Origin of the sequence: Steroidobacter flavus, assembly GCF_042651805.1 — a bacterium.
In the GTDB taxonomy this organism is placed as follows: domain Bacteria; phylum Pseudomonadota; class Gammaproteobacteria; order Steroidobacterales; family Steroidobacteraceae; genus Steroidobacter; species Steroidobacter flavus.
This window is the reverse complement of the sequence record NZ_JBHSDU010000015.1, coordinates 1,971,890-1,987,630: the sequence shown is the minus strand read 5'-3', so window position 1 is coordinate 1,987,630 and position 15,741 is coordinate 1,971,890. Positions and strand designations below refer to the sequence as shown.

Here is a 15,741-nt window from a genome sequence, read left to right as displayed (position 1 = left end):
GGTGGCAATTGCAGATATTTGCAATTCCACAAGGCAGGGGGACGACGCTCCATCGGGCGAAGTCGAAGGATCAACATGAACGGACTCGCGCCGTGCATGCGGCTGCCTGCGTCCGAAAATAATCAGGAAGATTGACATGACGCTAAGGAATTCGAGGCGGGTTTGGACGGGCGTGTCGCTGCTGGTGTCGTTGAGCGCGGTCGCGGAGGCGCAGCAGCAGACGGTCGAGGAAGTGGTCGTCACCGGTTATCGAGGCAGCCTGGCCCTAGCGCTGGAAGAAAAGCGCGAGCAGAACGGCGTCGTCGATGTGATCAAAGCCGAGGACGTGGCCAAGTTTCCTGACGCGAATCTCGCTGAATCGTTGCAACGCCTGCCGGGTGTCGTCGTCGCGCGCGATGGCGGCGAGGGACGAAGCATTTCGGTGCGCGGTCTCGGGCCCGATTACACACGGGTGCGTCTGAATGGATTGGAGGCGCAGACCACGTCCAACGGATTCGAAGGAATCAATCGCTCGCGCGGGTTTGATTTCAACGTCTTCGCGTCCGAGCTGTTCAATAGTTTGACCGTGCGTAAGACACCGTCCGCGGAGACGGAGGAAGGTTCGCTGGGCGCGACCGTCGATCTGCAGACGGCGCGGCCGTTCGATAAGACCGGCACGCAGTTCGCGTTCTCCTCCAAGGTGAGCTTCAACGATCTGAGCGAGAAGACCGATCCGCGCTTTGCTCTGCTCGCGTCCGATACGTTCTTTGACGACACCTTCGGCGTGCTGTTCTCGGCGGCGTATTCGAAGAGTCGCAAGATCAGTCAGGCCAGTCACAATCTGAATTGGGATCGGATGAGTGAGAACGGTGGCTGGTGCGATCCGGCCAATCCGGCGGGCGTGTGCTTCGGCGAATATCCTGTCGGAATCACTTATGAGCAGTTGCGCTCTACGAGCATCTATCACCCGCGTATCCCGCGGCTCGCGCAGTTTGCTGTCGAGAATGAAAGGCTCGGCATCACGTCCGCGCTCCAATGGCGCCCGAGGGCGGGGACGGAGGTGTCGCTCGATCTGCTGTACTCGCGTCACGAAGGTTTGCGACAGGAGAACTTGCTGACGCCTATCGGTCTGTTTCGCGCGCAGTCACAACAGGGCAAGCCTGAAACCATCGTGCGTGAGGCGGAAGTGCGGGGTAACGATCTCGTTTACGCGCGTCTCGACAACGTCGATCTGCGCGCCGAGAACTCGATCTTCGACTTCAACACTGTCTTCAAGCAGGCGGGCTTGACGGTCAAACAGGAGTTCGGCGATCGCTGGCGGGCGCAGGTACAGCTGGGCGGATCGGATTCGGACTTCGATGAGCCGCGCGAGACGACGCTGCAGGTGGATCGGCTCAACACCGATGGGTTCATTTACGATTTTCGCCAGAGTCAAACCCGGCCGCGCATCGTGTGGGGCTTCGATACGAACGATCCCAACAACTACTACTATGGCCCGGCGGTGCCCGGGTTCACCGGAGGCTCGACCGGCCCGGAGATTCGGCTCAGACCGCAGGGGGTCGAGAATACATTTCGACAGGGCGCGTTCGATGTCGAGTTCGACCTGTCACCGGTCTGGAAGTTGAAATCCGGCGTCAACGTGCGGAAATACACGTTCGATTCCGATTCCCGGCGCATGGTCAACGAACGAAATATTCCCGCGTTGCCGGCCGGCGTCACGGTCGCCGATCTGGTGCATCAATTCTCGGGCTTCGAAGGATTCGGCGTGCCGGCGGAAACGGCAACGTCTTGGGTCGTGCCGGACGAGCAGGCTTTCATCGACGTGTTCGATATCTACAGCAACACGGGCGTGTTCGAGCTCAGGCGCGACGTTGCATCGGCGCGCAGTAACATCTACTCCGTTGACGAGCGAGACACGGCGGGATTCGTTCAGGGCGACTTCAGCGCCGAGCTGTTCGGACGGCCGATGCGCGGCGATCTCGGTATGCGATTCGTTCGCACGGACCAGGATTCGGTGGGCTTCGCCGAAGCAGGCCTCAACACGCAGCTGTTGCGAGTGTCGCGCAGCTACGATGATTGGTTGCCGGCAGCCAATGTGTCACTCGAGCTGCGCGACGATCTGCTCGTTCGACTCGCCGCATCTCGTGTGATGACTCGTCCGCCGCTGGCGCAGTTGACGCCGGGTGGCGCGGTCAACGTGGCTGGCGGCACGCGCACTGTCAATCAAGGCAATCCCAACCTCGATCCTATCGAGGCCGATGCGTTTGACGTGGGCGTGGAATGGTACTTCGCGCCGGAGTCGGTCGTGTCGTTGGGCTTCTTCTATAAGGACGTGAAGACTTACATCGCCACGCTGCGCACGACTCAACCGTTCAATACGCTGGGGATTCCAGATGCGGTGCTGATCGGCACCGGCGTGCTGCCAACCGACGATTTCATTTACTCGCGGCCAGTCAACAGCGCCGGCGGGCCCTTGCGTGGCTTTGAATTCAACGTGCAGATGCCGCTGACTTTCCTGCCGGGATGGCTACAGAACTTCGGCGTGCTCGCCAACTACACGCACGTGAGCTCCGACATCACCTACATCGTCAATCCCGCTCTGCCCGAGGGCGCGCCGGGAAGAACTGCGGTGTTGCCGCTGATCAATCTCTCGAAGGAGTCGGCGAACGCGACGTTGTACTACGGCGTGGCGGGATTCGAGGCACGAGTGTCAGCAGCCTATCGAGATGACTACTTGCGCATCGTGCCGGGCCTGAACGGTCAGGATGCCGATGCGACCAAAGGCAGCGTGTACGTCGACGCTTCGCTGAGCTATTCCTTCGGCGATCATTATCAGATCTCGCTCGAAGGCCAGAATCTCGGCGACACATACGAGCATCTCTACAACGACACGCGCGCCGAGCGAAATGAGTACTACCGGAATTTCGGGCGGCAATATACGGCGGGGTTTCGCTACAGCTTCTGAGCTGTTTACGGCGCGCTCGAACTGACGGGCGCGCCATTGACCTCCACTCGAATCGGCGTCGCGAGCCGCCTGGCTTTCGCGATCAGATAGGCATTCCAGTTCGCGGCGGTCGTGATCTTCCCGGCCGGCTTCCAGGCACCGCCGGCGAAGTAGCGGACGGTCTCTCCCGGCTTCACTTTGACCAGCAGCAGACTGTCAGGTCGGCCTTTTGCAGGGGGCGTCGTGCGAGCGAAGCCAGCGAGCTTCGTCTCGGGCGCGAGCACGATGCCCGTGCCGAGCTCGTCGTGCGACGGCTGATCTTTATATTTCTCCCAGATCGCCATGATCTTGCTGTTCTCGTCCGTCTTCACTTGCACGTCCGCGGCAGCGGGGTGCTCGGTGAGCCCGAGGCCAACGGTCAGCGTACCGTCAGTGCCGGGGGCGGACGTGAAATCGAACGTGCTTTGCACTTCATCGATCTGTTGACCGGCGTCGACGATGAATCGCTTGCGCTCGGTGACTTGGACGCCATTGCCGGCGTCCCAAGGCTCGTAGGTGAGTTCGAAAATGGCGCGCACCGGGCCGTTGGCATAGATGTGATGGGTCTGCCAATTCGCGGACACGGCCAATTTCTGCCCATCCCAAATGCCTGTGCCACCAACGCCCCGACCGCGACCGACTTCATAGAAGTCCAACCCTTCGCCCGTGTCCGTGTGCAGCCCGTCGTGCTCCTTGCGATACCAGCGATCCGCAACGAGGTAAGGCACCTTCTTGGTCCACAGATCGATGCCACTGCTGGTCATCTGATCTTTACCAGCGAGGGGTTCCGCGAGCGCCGGGCCGTACGCTCGATGCGCGATCACGTCATTTTCCCAAGCGAAGTCGTCCCAGCGTTCGGGCACGTAGGCTGCCCAGACTTTGCTCGCGAAGGGCGGCTGCGGCGTAGTGGTGGATTCGATGGTGACCGTCACATGTTGTTCGTTCGCGCGAAGGTCATGTTGGAAGATCAGGTCGTCGTACTCCGCAGGTCCTTTGTGGATGTGTTTCATCGCCGTGACTTGCGACGGAATGACCGTGCCGTGAGCGTCACGCACGATGACCTGATCGAACATCAGATCCGGCAGCGCCTTCTTTACTGCCGCGAAGGGAATGACGACCGTCTCGGCGGGGCGCTCGAGCTTGCCCTCGTTGTACAGAACGACGGTGGCCTTCGCGGCGAGGGCAGATGTCGCCTGCAAGCTCAACGCGGCAGCGACGCAAAGAGCCCTGCTCATCGCAGTAACGCCGCCGCCGTCCACATCATCGGCGATTGCCCGTGCAGGTCGCCGGTCTTGCGGGGACGATCGAAGTAATATTTCTTTTGCACGTCGAGATCCGGTCCTACTTCCTTGGAAGCCTTGTTGGTGCCGACCACGGTCTCGCGAATGTTCGCCGCCGTATCGACGTAAGCTACGAGACCGAGCCAGGCCTTGCGAGCGGCAGGACCGTAAGTCGGCGCTTCGAGCCAGCCGCGCTTCACTCCTTCGACCAATGCGAATGTGAACATCGCGCTGCCCGAGGTCTCGGGCCAGAAGTCCGACTGATCGATCAGCTGTAGCCACAAGCCATCGGTCCCCTGGTATTTGAGCAGGCCGGCCATCATCGATCGATATCCTTGCAAGATGCGCTTGTAGTGTCGATGTTCCGGCGGCAGCACCGACAGCACCTCGGCCATGCCCGCCGCGACCCAGCCATTACCGCGCCCCCAATAGAACGGCGAGTCGGGGCTATGCAGGAACAAACCGTTCTGCTGTTGTAGCTTATCGAGGTACGCCACCATGGTCAGGGCGACGCGATCCAGATATTTCGGGTCTTTAGTCGCGCGATAAGCCTGGACCTGTAACACGGGCAACATGTAGAGATCGTCGGACCAATAACGGGCCTCGGTGGTGATGCCGTCGGGCGTCGTGCTCTCCCATTGTTTGTCGGCGAAGTCGCGGCCCAGCGTGAGATAGGACGGGTCGCCGTTGATCAGATAGATCTCCAACGGAACGACGCCGGTGATGCGGTAGTCGACGTGCGAGCGAGGGCTGAGTCGGTTTGCGCCCTCGGGCGTGCGGAACTGATCGAACTTGCCGATGAGCTGTTGTTTCAAGCCCTGATCTTCCGTGAGCTGTGCCACTTGCAACGCGCCGTACCAGGCGCAAACCTCTGGATAGATGATCCAGCGATGCGTGGGATTCAGCTGAAAATCAAAGCCGCGTGCCACGAAGTTGCTGGCGATCCGGCGACCGACTGTCGCGGGATCGGCACGTTCCGGCCAATCGGAGAAATAGTTCTTCGCGGCGGTCGCGGCTGGCTGAGGCGCATCCGATGTCGTGGAGCATCCGGTCAATATCGCGAAGCCGGAAATGAGCGTCGCGAACAGTCCTGCGTTGCGTGTGGCGATCATGGGGCACTCGACGATCGATGACGGGCCACCGGATTGTCATGAACCCGGATACCGGTGACAACCCTGCGTCCCGGCTTTATTCAGTGCAGTCACGCATTGCTCGATGCCTGAATTGGATCGATGCTTGCGCACCCGTTCGAGCAGGCACATGCTTCCTGAAAACGGAGGGTCATCTCATGAGCGACGCGCGTCCCCCTTTGCCGCCATTCACTCGCGAGACCGCGATTCAGAAAGTTCGTCTCGCTGAAGACGCATGGAACAGCCGCGACCCCGCACGAGTCGCGCTCGCGTACACCGTCGATAGCAAATGGCGAAACCGCGCCGAGTTTCCGGTCGGGCGCGAACAGATCGTCGAGTTCCTGACGCGCAAGTGGCGTCGCGAGCTCGAATATCGACTCATCAAGGAGCTCTGGACCTTCGCCGACAACCGCATCGCCGTGCGGTTCGCTTACGAATGGCACGACGATTCAGGTCAGTGGTATCGCTCCTACGGCAACGAGAACTGGGAGTTCGACACGAACGGCCTCATGCAAAAACGCTACGCCAGCATCAACGATCTGCCGATCGCCGAAACCGACCGCAAATATCGCTGGCCCCAAGGCCGCCGGCCCGACGATCATCCGGGGTTGAGCGAACTCGGGCTGTAAATCATGAGCGCGGTGTTGCTGCGGTCGTCCAGTTGATCACGTGATACGTCGCCGGTCCGTCGCCGACGTTGCGGAGTGAGTGCATCTGGTTTGAGGCGTTGAACACGACCGAACCCGGGCCGACGCGTTTCAACTGGCCATCGACCAGCACTTCGACCGTGCCTTCCTTGATGATCACCAGCTCTTCATTGGGATGTTTGTGAGGGGCATGTGAGGTTGCGCCTGCGGGCAGCGTCGTGACGTGCAGTTCCAGTTCGTTCAGCGTGGCGGTCGGTGCGCGGAAGAACTGGCGGACGGCGCGGACTTCCTCTTGTTTGAGCGGCACGTCGTTCCACTCGACGGCTACAGAGCCCATCACCTTCGGATTCGAAGCGGCGAGCGTCACGCCGACAGTCGCTGTGACGGAGAGAGCGGCAATGGTCATATCGCGGAGAGTGATCACAATGGGCTCCTGTGACTGCAACGCAGGGCCGACCGGTGGCCGGCCCTGCGTTGGATGATGATTATCTGACGTCGATGAATACTTTGTTGGGCTTGCTGCGCTGATAGCCGTCCCAAACGGATAGATACAACTTCAACTGCGTACCCTTCTTCACCGCTTGCAGGGCAGCCGGGTCGGCGACCGTGATTGCACCGGTGTTCGCGTCGACAGCGAAGATACCACCGCTGGAATATTCCGTTTGCCACTGCGAGAATGTGGTGCCCGAGTCCGCGTCGTTTGCTTGCGCGGTGCCGACGACGGTGCCCGCAGCCGCGTTCCGCGAGACCGAGAACCATTGATACGGAACCTCGGCAAGGTTGTTGTTCACGTAGCGTTGTAACCACTGCATCGCCGGACGCTCGGCGCCGTTCTCATAAGTGAGCCACGCGCCTTGCGCTGTTCGCCAATGACCCGGGCGATAGCCCCACAACGTAATGCCTTTGACCGCTTCATGCTCCCAGAACAGCGGGAAGATCTTTTGATAGCCCGCGAGTTGCACTGGATCGTCGTTGCCGTCGATATCCAGTTCGGTCACATAAATCGGTAACTCAGATTTGTTCGCCAGATAGTCCAGATTGGCGCGGAAGTTCGGCATCGGCGCCGCTTCGGTGGTGGAGAACGCGTGGCCTTGAATGCCGACCAGATCGATCAAGCCGCGAGCCTTCAGCAACTTGATGATGCCGAGGTAACTCTCTGTGGCATTCCGATCGTTCGTGATGCTGTAGTCGTTGAGCATCAGCTTGGCGTTTGGAAAATACTGCCGCGCCAGAGCGAACGCGTTGATGATCCAGTCCCAGCCCGTGGCTCCAGCGCCGCCGAGGGCGTCGTAATAGTTGCCACAGCCGCCGCAGGATTGGCCCGGCGGTGTGTTCGCCGGTTCCTGCGGAGGATCGTGCAGCGGCTCGTTCACGACCTCGATCTGCTCGAGATCGGGATAGCGGGCGGCGATGGCGGCGAACCATTCATGCAGTTCTTCGAGTTGCTCAGCCGTAGGCAGATTTTGCAGCCATTCCGGTTGCTGATTGCCCCACACCAGCACGTGCCACTTGAATGTGAACCCGTTGGTGCGTGCCATTTGATAAGCCGCATCCGACTGTGTCCAGTTCATCACATCGCGAGTGCCCTCGACCGTGGCCCACTTGCCGCCGTTTTCCGGTGTGACTTGATTCCAATACGCGGCGAAGTTGGGTGTTTGCGCCGGACTGTGCGCGCTGCCCAGATATTTCGGCTTGCCCGTCGCGATGGGCGGGCCCGGCGGCGTATAGGGTGGCGGCGGAGGGGGCGGTGGCGTGCCGGTGGCGGCCGAGCCGGTGTCCAGATTGTTGACCGTGTACCACGAGCCTTGACGGCCGAATGCAAACTTGTCGATGAAGTTGCCGGTCTCGCGCCCGCCGACAGAAAATGTTTGCGTGAGCGCGCCGTCAGGTACGCTCCAGGTTGCGGGCCCGGCGAAGCCCGTGATCCTGAACCACTTGAACACATTGGTCGTGGCCGGGCCGCCGTTACGGACAGTATCGGCGGGCGCTGTGAAGCCGCCGCCGTCGACTTGATTGATCAGCACCCACTGGCTGGTGCCGACCTTGTCGCCGAAACCGTTGCCGACGTAGAAACTATCGTCGCTGCCGCCGCCGGGACCGACGCGGAAGCGCGCATATAGGTCATAATTTCCGGCCGCTGGAAACGTGACCGAGTAGGTGAGCGCGCCGTCGGCGGTCGCGGGCGGACCGAAGCCGGGCGAATCGTTGACGATGGTGACGTAGGTGGCGCCTTCGACAGTGCCGATGCTATACGCGGGACTGATGCTGGCCGATTCCGCTTCGACGACGATGGGCTCGGTCTGTGCCGCCGCGGTGAGCGGTACGGCCAAGATTACAAACGCACCCAGGAACGCACGAAAATCCATGCTCATGACTGATCCCCCAGACTTGTTTTGTAGCGTTGATCGGGCTCTTCGGCGGGCCAACGCTAGCACCGATTGACGGCGACTGGTAGCGGTATCATCATGGGCCTCACAACGGCAAGAAACATTGACGCGCACGCCGACCCGGCGGGCGGCGGGGGACGACCATTGCTCATTACTAAGACGAGCGCCCTGGGCGCATGACGATTCTCGGCGTTGTGTTTGCAGTGGCGCTGCTGATCGCGCTGATCGCGATCCTGCGCGTTCAGCCTTTCGTGGCATTCATCGTGACTGCGTTGATTGCGGCCCTGGTGCTGGGCCTGCCGATCGAGAAGATTCCCAAGACCATCGAGCGCGGCATCGGCGACATGCTCGGCTCGTTGTCGATCGTGATCTGCCTGGGCGCGATGTTCGGCAAATTGATCGCGGACAGCGGCGCCGCGCAGCGGATCTCCGAGGCGCTGATGCATTTGTTCGGCCCCAGTCGCGTGCCGCTCGCGATGGCGATCACCGGCTTCATCGTCGGCATTCCGCTGTTTTACAACGTCGGCTTCGTGCTGATGGTGCCGCTGGTGTTCTCGGTGGTTTATCGCTCCAAGCTGCCGCCGATGCTGGTGGGCATTCCAATGCTCTCTGGCCTGTCGATCGCGCACGGCTTTCTGCCGCCCCATCCCTCGCCGACCGCGCTGGTGGCGCAGTTCGGCGCCGACATGGGTATGACTTTGATGTATGGCTGTTTGATCAGCATTCCGACGCTGCTCATCGCCGGCCCGTTGTTCGCGCGCAGTCTGACGAAGATCGCTGGCGGTCCCTCGGATCTGTTCAAGCCGACGACGCTCGCGGACGACCAGTTGCCGGGCACGTTCAATAGTTTCGCTTGCGCATTGCTGCCGGTGGTGTTGATCAGCGGCGCGACGGCGCTCAGTTATGCGAGCTTCGATCCATCGACACGGATGCTCATCGAGTTCCTGGGCAATCCGATGCTCGTGATGTTGGTGTCGTTGTTCGTGGGGTCGCTCACGCTTGGCGTGGCGCGAGGCCGGAAGCTCGGGCAATTGATGGAAGGGTACGGTCACGCCATTCGTGACATCGCGGGCATTCTGCTCATCATCGCCGGTGCCGGCGCACTGAAGCAGGTGTTCGTGGACAGCGGCGTGAACACAGAGCTGGGAAATTTGCTCGCCAACGCGCCGATTCATCCGCTGGTGCTGGGCTGGCTGGTGGCCTTCGCCATCCGGATCGCGCTCGGCTCGGCGACCGTCGCGGGTCTGACCGCGGCGGGCATCGTTGCGCCCCTGATCGAGATCAGTGGCGTCGACGCGAACCTGATGGTGCTCGCGGTCGGTGCGGGCAGTCTGATGTGCTCGCACGTCAACGATTCGGCGTTCTGGATGTTCAAGGAGTACTTCCAGGTCAGCCTGCGCGACACCTTCCGTTCCTGGACCCTGATGGAAACATTGGTCGGCAGCCTGGGCCTGGTTTTCGTGTTGCTGCTGAACGCGGTGCTGTAGTCGGGGCACGAATTCGAACACGCGGAACGTATTGACTCCGCGTTGGGGCGGCACTGTGCCCCCTTTAGGGTGGCGGCTGCAGGGCAACGTCGGCGAAAATGCCGGCCATGAGCACCGTCAAGCGGCTCGCCGCTCCCCTCATCGCCCTGATCCGACTGCACCTGGTCGCGGTCATCGTTATTGTGACCCTGATCCTGCTGTACACGCTGCTGGGCTTTTTCGCCGTCCCGCGAATTGCTCGTGCGCAGCTGGAGAGTTACGTCACCGAACAATTGCATCGACAAGTGTCGGTCGGCGAGATCCGCTTCAATCCCTTCGCTTTCGATGCCAGCATCGCCGGCCTGACGTTGCGCGAGGCGGACGGCTCACCTGTCGTGTCCTTCAGACATCTTTATGTCAACGCCGAGCTGGCGTCGATCTGGCAGCGCGCGGTGGTGCTGAAGGAAGTGGAGCTGTCCGCACCGGACATCAACGCGATCATCGCCAAGGATGGCACCGTGAATCTCGCGAAGCTGACACCGGAGTCGAAGGAGCCGCCGAGAACCGAGGAGCAGACGTCGCTGCCGAGAGTGCGGATCGAGAAGCTGGACATTCGCGAGGGTCGCATCGGCTTCACTGATAACACGCATGCGGACCCGTTTACGGCGGTCATCGCGCCGATCAAGTTCACGCTCACCGATTTCAAGACTGACCTCAACTACGAGAACGTCTATGACTTCTCGGGGACCACGCTGTCTGGCGAGCAGTTGTCCTGGGCCGGTCTCTTCACGGTGCAGCCGTTGGGATCGTCCGGGAAGTTTCGCGTCGGCGGTCTCAAAGCGTCGACCATTGACGCTTACGCCGAGGACATGCTGCCGTTTCAGCTCGCCTCCGGTCATGCCTCCCTCGACGGCAGCTATCGTTTAGCTATGACGCCGACGCTCAGCCTCGAAGCTTCGTTGCCGTCGGTCGAGGTTCGAGATTTGTCGATCAAGGAGCGCAAGGCGAAGGATGCGCCGATCAAGCTGCCGGCGTTGGATATTCACGATGTCGCGCTTTCTTATGAGAAGCGTGATGTCGGGATGAAGCGGATTGATGTGAAGGGTGCGCATATCGATGTGGCGCTCGAGTCGGATGGGTCGATTAGTTTGATGCGGTTGTTTGGGGAGGAGTCGAGCGGCGCTCAATCGGCGGCTGCCAAGCCGGCTTCATCGTCGTCACCGAAAGACTCGGCGCCGCAGAGTTCGCAGGGTGACGATGGCGATTGGCGCATTCATGCCGACACCATTCAATTGAACGACGGCACCGTTCTCGCTGAGGACCGGAGTGTGCAGCCAGTCGCGAAGTTCGCGCTCACGCCCATTGCGCTTACTGTGAACGGTTGGAGTACGGATGCGTCGGCGAAGGTGCAGGTCGATGCTGATGTGACGATTAATAAGAAGGGTAAGTTGCTCAGTAAGGGCGACGTGCAGCTGGAGCCGCTCGCAGCCGAGCTCGCGGTGGATCTGAAGGACTTTGAATTGCCTGTGATTCAGCCGTATCTCAATGAGATGACGGCGATGACGCTGCACTCCGGTCGGCTTGGCGCCAAAGGCAATGTGTCATACGTGGCGATGCCCGAGTCGGCACCGCCGATGAAATTCAAAGGCGAGATTCAGGTCGCCGATGTGCGCACGACAGATGAGTTGGTCAATGAAGACTTCGTCAAATGGCGCAGCCTCGCCGTGACCGGCATCGATTTCTCGCACAACCCGGACAAGCTCGATATCAATCGGATCGTGGCCCGGCAGCCGTACGGCAAGGTCGTGATCGCGAAGGATACGACGCTCAACGTTACGAAGGTGCTGAGCCCGAACAGTTCGCCCGCGCCGGCGAGCGAGCAACAAGAGACCGAGCAGCAAGGGACCGATGCGACATCTTCGGCCGCAAAGGAGTCCGACGATAGCTCAGCCGCCGGCAAGCAGGCGGCCGCGAAGCGGCCCGCCGAGGAGCAGCCGAAGGAGAAGCAGGCGGCATCGAAGAAGCCCGACGCTGCGTCTGAGCCGATGTTCCCCGTCCGTATCAAGACCATCCAATTCATCGACGGCTCCGCCAACTTCGCCGACTATTCCATCGAGCCCTCCTTCGCCACCGGCATTCTCGAGCTCAACGGCACAGTCACAGGCCTCTCGAGCGATCCGAAGTCGCGGGCCAAAGTGAAGCTCGACGGTAAGGTCGACAAATACGCGCCGGTCGATATCGAAGGGCAGGTGAACCTGTTGTCCGCCGCCGTCTTCACCGATCTCTCCATGAACTTCCGTAACATGGAGCTGACCACCTTCAATCCCTATTCGGGCAAGTTCGCCGGTTACAACATCAGTAAAGGCAAGCTGTCGACCGAGCTGAAATACCTGGTGCAGGATCGCAAGCTCGACGCGTCTCATCACATCGTGATCGACAACCTGGAGTTCGGCGACAAGACCGACTCGAAGGACGCCGCGCCGATTCCGTTGAAGCTGGCGGTGGCGTTGTTGAAAGATCGGCATGGCATCATCGATCTCAACCTGCCGGTGAGCGGCACGCTCGACGATCCGAAATTCCGGCTCGGCCCCATTATTTGGAAGGCCGTGTTGAACCTGCTGACCAAAATCGTGACCGCGCCGTTCGCCGCGCTCGGTGCATTGTTCGGCGGCGGCGAGGACATGCAGTTTGTCGACTTCGATGCGGGCAAGGCGGAACTGCCGGTGACGCAAACCGAGAAGTTGAACAAGCTCGCCAAAGCGTTAGTCGAGCGCCCGCAGTTGAAGCTCAGCGTGCCGCTAACCGTAGTTTCGGCGAAAGACAGTGAAGCGATCGCCCGCGCCGCGTTGAACGAAAAGCTGCCGCCCGCCGAGGAACTGAAAGATGACGCCGCGAAACGTCAGCGAATCGCGGCAGTGGAGAAGGTCTATAAGGAAGTGACAAAGTCGTCGCCGACCTATCCGCCGGAGACTCAAACCGACAAAGGCATCGACTTCGACGCGCGCCTGAAATTCCTGGAGCAGGCGCTGCTCGATCGTATGAAGCCCGACGATGCGGCGCTGACGGCGCTGGCTCAACAACGGGCCCGCGCGGTTCAAGACACGTTGCTCGCCAACACGGAGCTCAATCCCGAGCGCGTCTTCATCACCGCCGAGCGCAGCGAAGGCAAGTCCGACTCCAACCAGGTGAGGATGGAGTTGAAGCTGGAATAGTGCCGCCGAACCGTGGCACGATCCCGCCGCCGCGGTCGAATTCACAAACACAAAGCGGCAAAGGCGGGAGCAGGCATGGCCGCGACGGCTGGCATCGATCGAATTCGCGCCGAGCAGGTCAGGACGATCTATAGAAACGCGCCGCCAGGCCTGCTCATGACCCTGGTGGCCGTCTCAGTGATGACGGGCGCGTTTGTCTACATCGAGCCGTCGTTGCGCGACGGCGCCGTCATTTTCATTCTGGTGATGATCGTTCAGACCGTCGCGCGCCTCTTGTTACAAAGGACGTATTCGCGCGTGCCGAGACCGGACTCCGACTGGCGGCGCTGGGGCAGATGGTTTACCGCCGGCACCGTCACCGGCGGAACGAGCATCGGCGTCGGTATCATCCTGTTGCTGCCGGCCGGTAATACCCAGCTCGAGCTCCTGGCGTTGCCTGTGATTTTCGCGGTCATCAGCGGCGCAGTCGGCGCGTTTGCGGTCTTTCCTCCGGCATTCTTCCTGTTCTTCGGCGCGATCTCCTGGGCGCCCATCGTGTGGCTGTTTACCCGCGGCGATGCCCTCCATGTGACGATCGGTTTTCTTTATATCTTGTGGTTCGTGACCGTCGCGGAGGTGGCGCGTCGGTCCGGTCGTGACTTTCTCGAGACGCTTCGGCTGCGATTCGAGAATCAGGATCTGGTGGGCGATCTGCGCCGTGAAAAGGCGGTGGCCGAAGAGGCGAATGCGGCGAAGTCGCGCTTTCTCGCCGCCGCCAGTCATGACCTGCGCCAGCCGGTGCATGCGTTGAGCCTGTTCGTGGCGGCGGCGCAGATTCAACCGATCAATCCGGAAACGCGGGGCTTGCTCGATCACATTGACGATTCGGTGCGCTCGCTGGGCCGGCTGTTCGGCGGTTTGCTGGATATCTCACGCCTGGATGCCGGTGTGGTCGAAGTGAATCGGATGGCGTTCGCCGTGCGTCCGGTCATCCACAACGTGTTTCGAGAATTGGCGGCTCAGGCCGAAGGAAAGGATCTGCAGTTGCGCATGCGAGTGCCCGATGTCGCGATTCACAGCGATCCGTTGCTGTTCGAGCGCATCGTTCGCAACGTCGTGGCAAACGCGGTGGCGTACACGACCAATGGCGGTGTGTTGATCGGCTGCCGTCGACGCGGCGAGTCGTTACGCATCGAAATTTGGGACACAGGCTGGGGCATCGCGCCGGCCGATCAAGTGCAGGTGTTCGAGGAGTTCTATCAAGTCGGCAACCCGGAACGGGATCGCACGCGGGGCGTCGGCCTGGGGCTCGCCATCGTGAAGCGACTCACGACGCTGCTTGATCACCGGCTCGAGCTGCGCTCAACACCGGGCCGAGGCAGTTGTTTCGCGGTCGAGGTGCCGATCGCTGCCACCAGCGACGTGCATCCGGTGGCCGCGCAAGCGGAGTCGCTCGCTCCGGTGCAGCGGGGCGCCGGGCTCATCCTGGTGTTGGACGATGAGCTGACGATTCAGATCGGAATGAAAACGTTGCTCGAGGGCTGGGGATATCGAGTGCTCACGGCCGGCAGCGGCGATGAAATGCTCGAAGCCATCGCGACGGCGGCCGAGGCGCCGCGCTTGATCATTTGTGACTATCGGCTGCGAGACAACGAAACCGGCACGGCGGTCGTCGAGCGATTGCGCTCCGAGTTCAATGACGACATTCCGGCAATGTTGATCACCGGCGATACGGCGCCTGACCGGATCCGCGAGGCCGAAGCGAGCGGCTTGTTGTTACTTCACAAACCGGTGCCGAATGGAAAGTTACGCGCCGCCATTGCGCATCTGACGACGCTGACGCCGGCCTAGATCTGCAATTCTCTGGCCGCGTTCGCCGCTTGCGTGCGGTTCACGACGTTGAGTGCTCTGAAGATGGCGGCGACATGCGCCTTCACCGTCTTCTCGGCGATGCCCAGCCGGTTGCTGATTTCCTTGTTGGAATGGCCGTCGCGCAGTTGTTTCAGAACTTCGACCTGACGCTCGGTCAAGGTCGACAATCCCGGTGCGACCTTACTCTGCTCGGTCGCAGTGGCGTCCGCGGCCCGTGCCAGTAATGGCGGGACATAGATGTTTCCGGTGAGCACCAACTGCAGAGCGGACAAGACCGTCTGCGGGCTGGCGGACTTCGGGATGTAACCGAGCGCGCCCGCCTTCAATACGCGCTTCACATCGCTCGGATTCTCCGAGCTGGATAACACGATGACCGGCAGTTCCGGCCGGCGGCGGGCGAACTCTTTCACCGCCGCTTCGCCAGCCAGCCCCGGCATCATCAGATCGACGAACACCGCGTCGAGATCGCCCGCGGCCTGGGCCATTTCCATGCCCGCTTCGCTATCGCTCGCCTGAAACACCTGCGTATCCGGATTCGCCTGCCGCAGCAGGGCAGCCAGTCCGTCGCGGAACAACGGGTGATCGTCGACGACGAGAAGTTTCATCGCACGACTCTGCCACATCAGACGATTCCTGCCGAAGTCGGCCTTGGGCAGGGCCTGTGAACACTCATTGGATGGGCTGCGTTGCGCCTCCAATCGCCTGCAGCAAGGCGCAAAGCGCAGCCCATATGTCGATATGGGCAAGCTTTGTAACGCAGCGGCTGGCGATTCGAGGCGCAACCCATTTAATGAATAAATACCTTT

General features: G+C 61.0%; 10 protein-coding genes. 5 read left to right on the top strand and 5 right to left on the bottom strand.

Annotation, left to right across the window (positions count from 1 at the left end; genetic code table 11):
* Positions 1 to 136 precede the first annotated feature (136 nt).
* Positions 137 to 2,944 (top strand): TonB-dependent receptor, encoded by a 2,808-nt coding sequence (locus ACFPN2_RS35615; RefSeq protein WP_380605636.1) that lies wholly within the window; start codon positions 137 to 139, stop codon positions 2,942 to 2,944.
* A 5-nt stretch (positions 2,945 to 2,949) separates the two neighbouring features.
* Here the strand turns inward: ACFPN2_RS35615 and ACFPN2_RS35610 are convergent, their stop codons facing one another.
* Both ACFPN2_RS35610 and ACFPN2_RS35605 read right to left on the bottom strand, forming a co-directional pair.
* Positions 2,950 to 4,197, bottom strand: coding sequence for a DUF4861 family protein (locus tag ACFPN2_RS35610; RefSeq protein WP_380605634.1), 1,248 nt, complete (start codon positions 4,195 to 4,197; stop codon positions 2,950 to 2,952).
* On the bottom strand, positions 4,194 to 5,354 hold the full coding sequence (locus ACFPN2_RS35605) for a glycoside hydrolase family 88/105 protein (RefSeq protein WP_380605632.1): 1,161 nt from the start codon (positions 5,352 to 5,354) through the stop codon (positions 4,194 to 4,196). Before ACFPN2_RS35605 ends, ACFPN2_RS35610 begins: the two co-directional genes overlap by 4 nt.
* 176 nt (positions 5,355 to 5,530) lie before the next feature.
* On the opposite strand from ACFPN2_RS35605, the gene ACFPN2_RS35600 reads away from it, so the two are divergent.
* Positions 5,531 to 6,001, top strand: a complete 471-nt coding sequence (locus ACFPN2_RS35600) for a nuclear transport factor 2 family protein (protein WP_380605630.1) — start codon at positions 5,531 to 5,533, stop codon at positions 5,999 to 6,001.
* 1 nt (position 6,002) lies between these two features.
* On the opposite strand, the gene ACFPN2_RS35595 is transcribed toward ACFPN2_RS35600, so the two are convergent.
* Positions 6,003 to 6,443 carry a cupin domain-containing protein gene (locus ACFPN2_RS35595; protein ID WP_380605628.1) on the bottom strand — a complete coding sequence of 147 codons (441 nt, stop codon included), beginning with the start codon at positions 6,441 to 6,443 and terminating at the stop codon, positions 6,003 to 6,005.
* A 61-nt stretch (positions 6,444 to 6,504) separates the two neighbouring features.
* A complete protein-coding gene (locus tag ACFPN2_RS35590; RefSeq protein WP_380605627.1) occupies positions 6,505 to 8,391 on the bottom strand; it encodes an endo-1,4-beta-xylanase in 1,887 nt (628 codons plus the stop codon).
* Positions 8,392 to 8,582: 191 nt separating this feature from the next.
* Here ACFPN2_RS35590 and ACFPN2_RS35585 point away from each other — a divergent pair, with 191 nt between their 5' ends.
* From ACFPN2_RS35585 to ACFPN2_RS35575, 3 genes are all read left to right on the top strand, one after another.
* Positions 8,583 to 9,893: a gluconate:H+ symporter gene (locus ACFPN2_RS35585; RefSeq protein ID WP_380605625.1), complete on the top strand. Its 1,311-nt coding sequence runs from the start codon at positions 8,583 to 8,585 to the stop codon at positions 9,891 to 9,893.
* Between the two features lie 107 nt (positions 9,894 to 10,000).
* Positions 10,001 to 13,084 (top strand): DUF748 domain-containing protein, encoded by a 3,084-nt coding sequence (locus tag ACFPN2_RS35580; protein WP_380605623.1) that lies wholly within the window; start codon positions 10,001 to 10,003, stop codon positions 13,082 to 13,084.
* A gap of 75 nt (positions 13,085 to 13,159) precedes the next feature.
* Entirely contained in the window at positions 13,160 to 14,914 is a 1,755-nt protein-coding gene (locus ACFPN2_RS35575) for an ATP-binding response regulator (RefSeq protein ID WP_380605621.1), read from the top strand.
* Here ACFPN2_RS35575 and ACFPN2_RS35570 read toward each other — a convergent pair.
* On the bottom strand, positions 14,911 to 15,540 hold the full coding sequence (locus ACFPN2_RS35570) for a response regulator (RefSeq protein WP_380605620.1): 630 nt from the start codon (positions 15,538 to 15,540) through the stop codon (positions 14,911 to 14,913). The two genes, ACFPN2_RS35575 and ACFPN2_RS35570, sit on opposite strands and share 4 nt — an antisense overlap.
* Positions 15,541 to 15,741 lie beyond the last annotated feature (201 nt).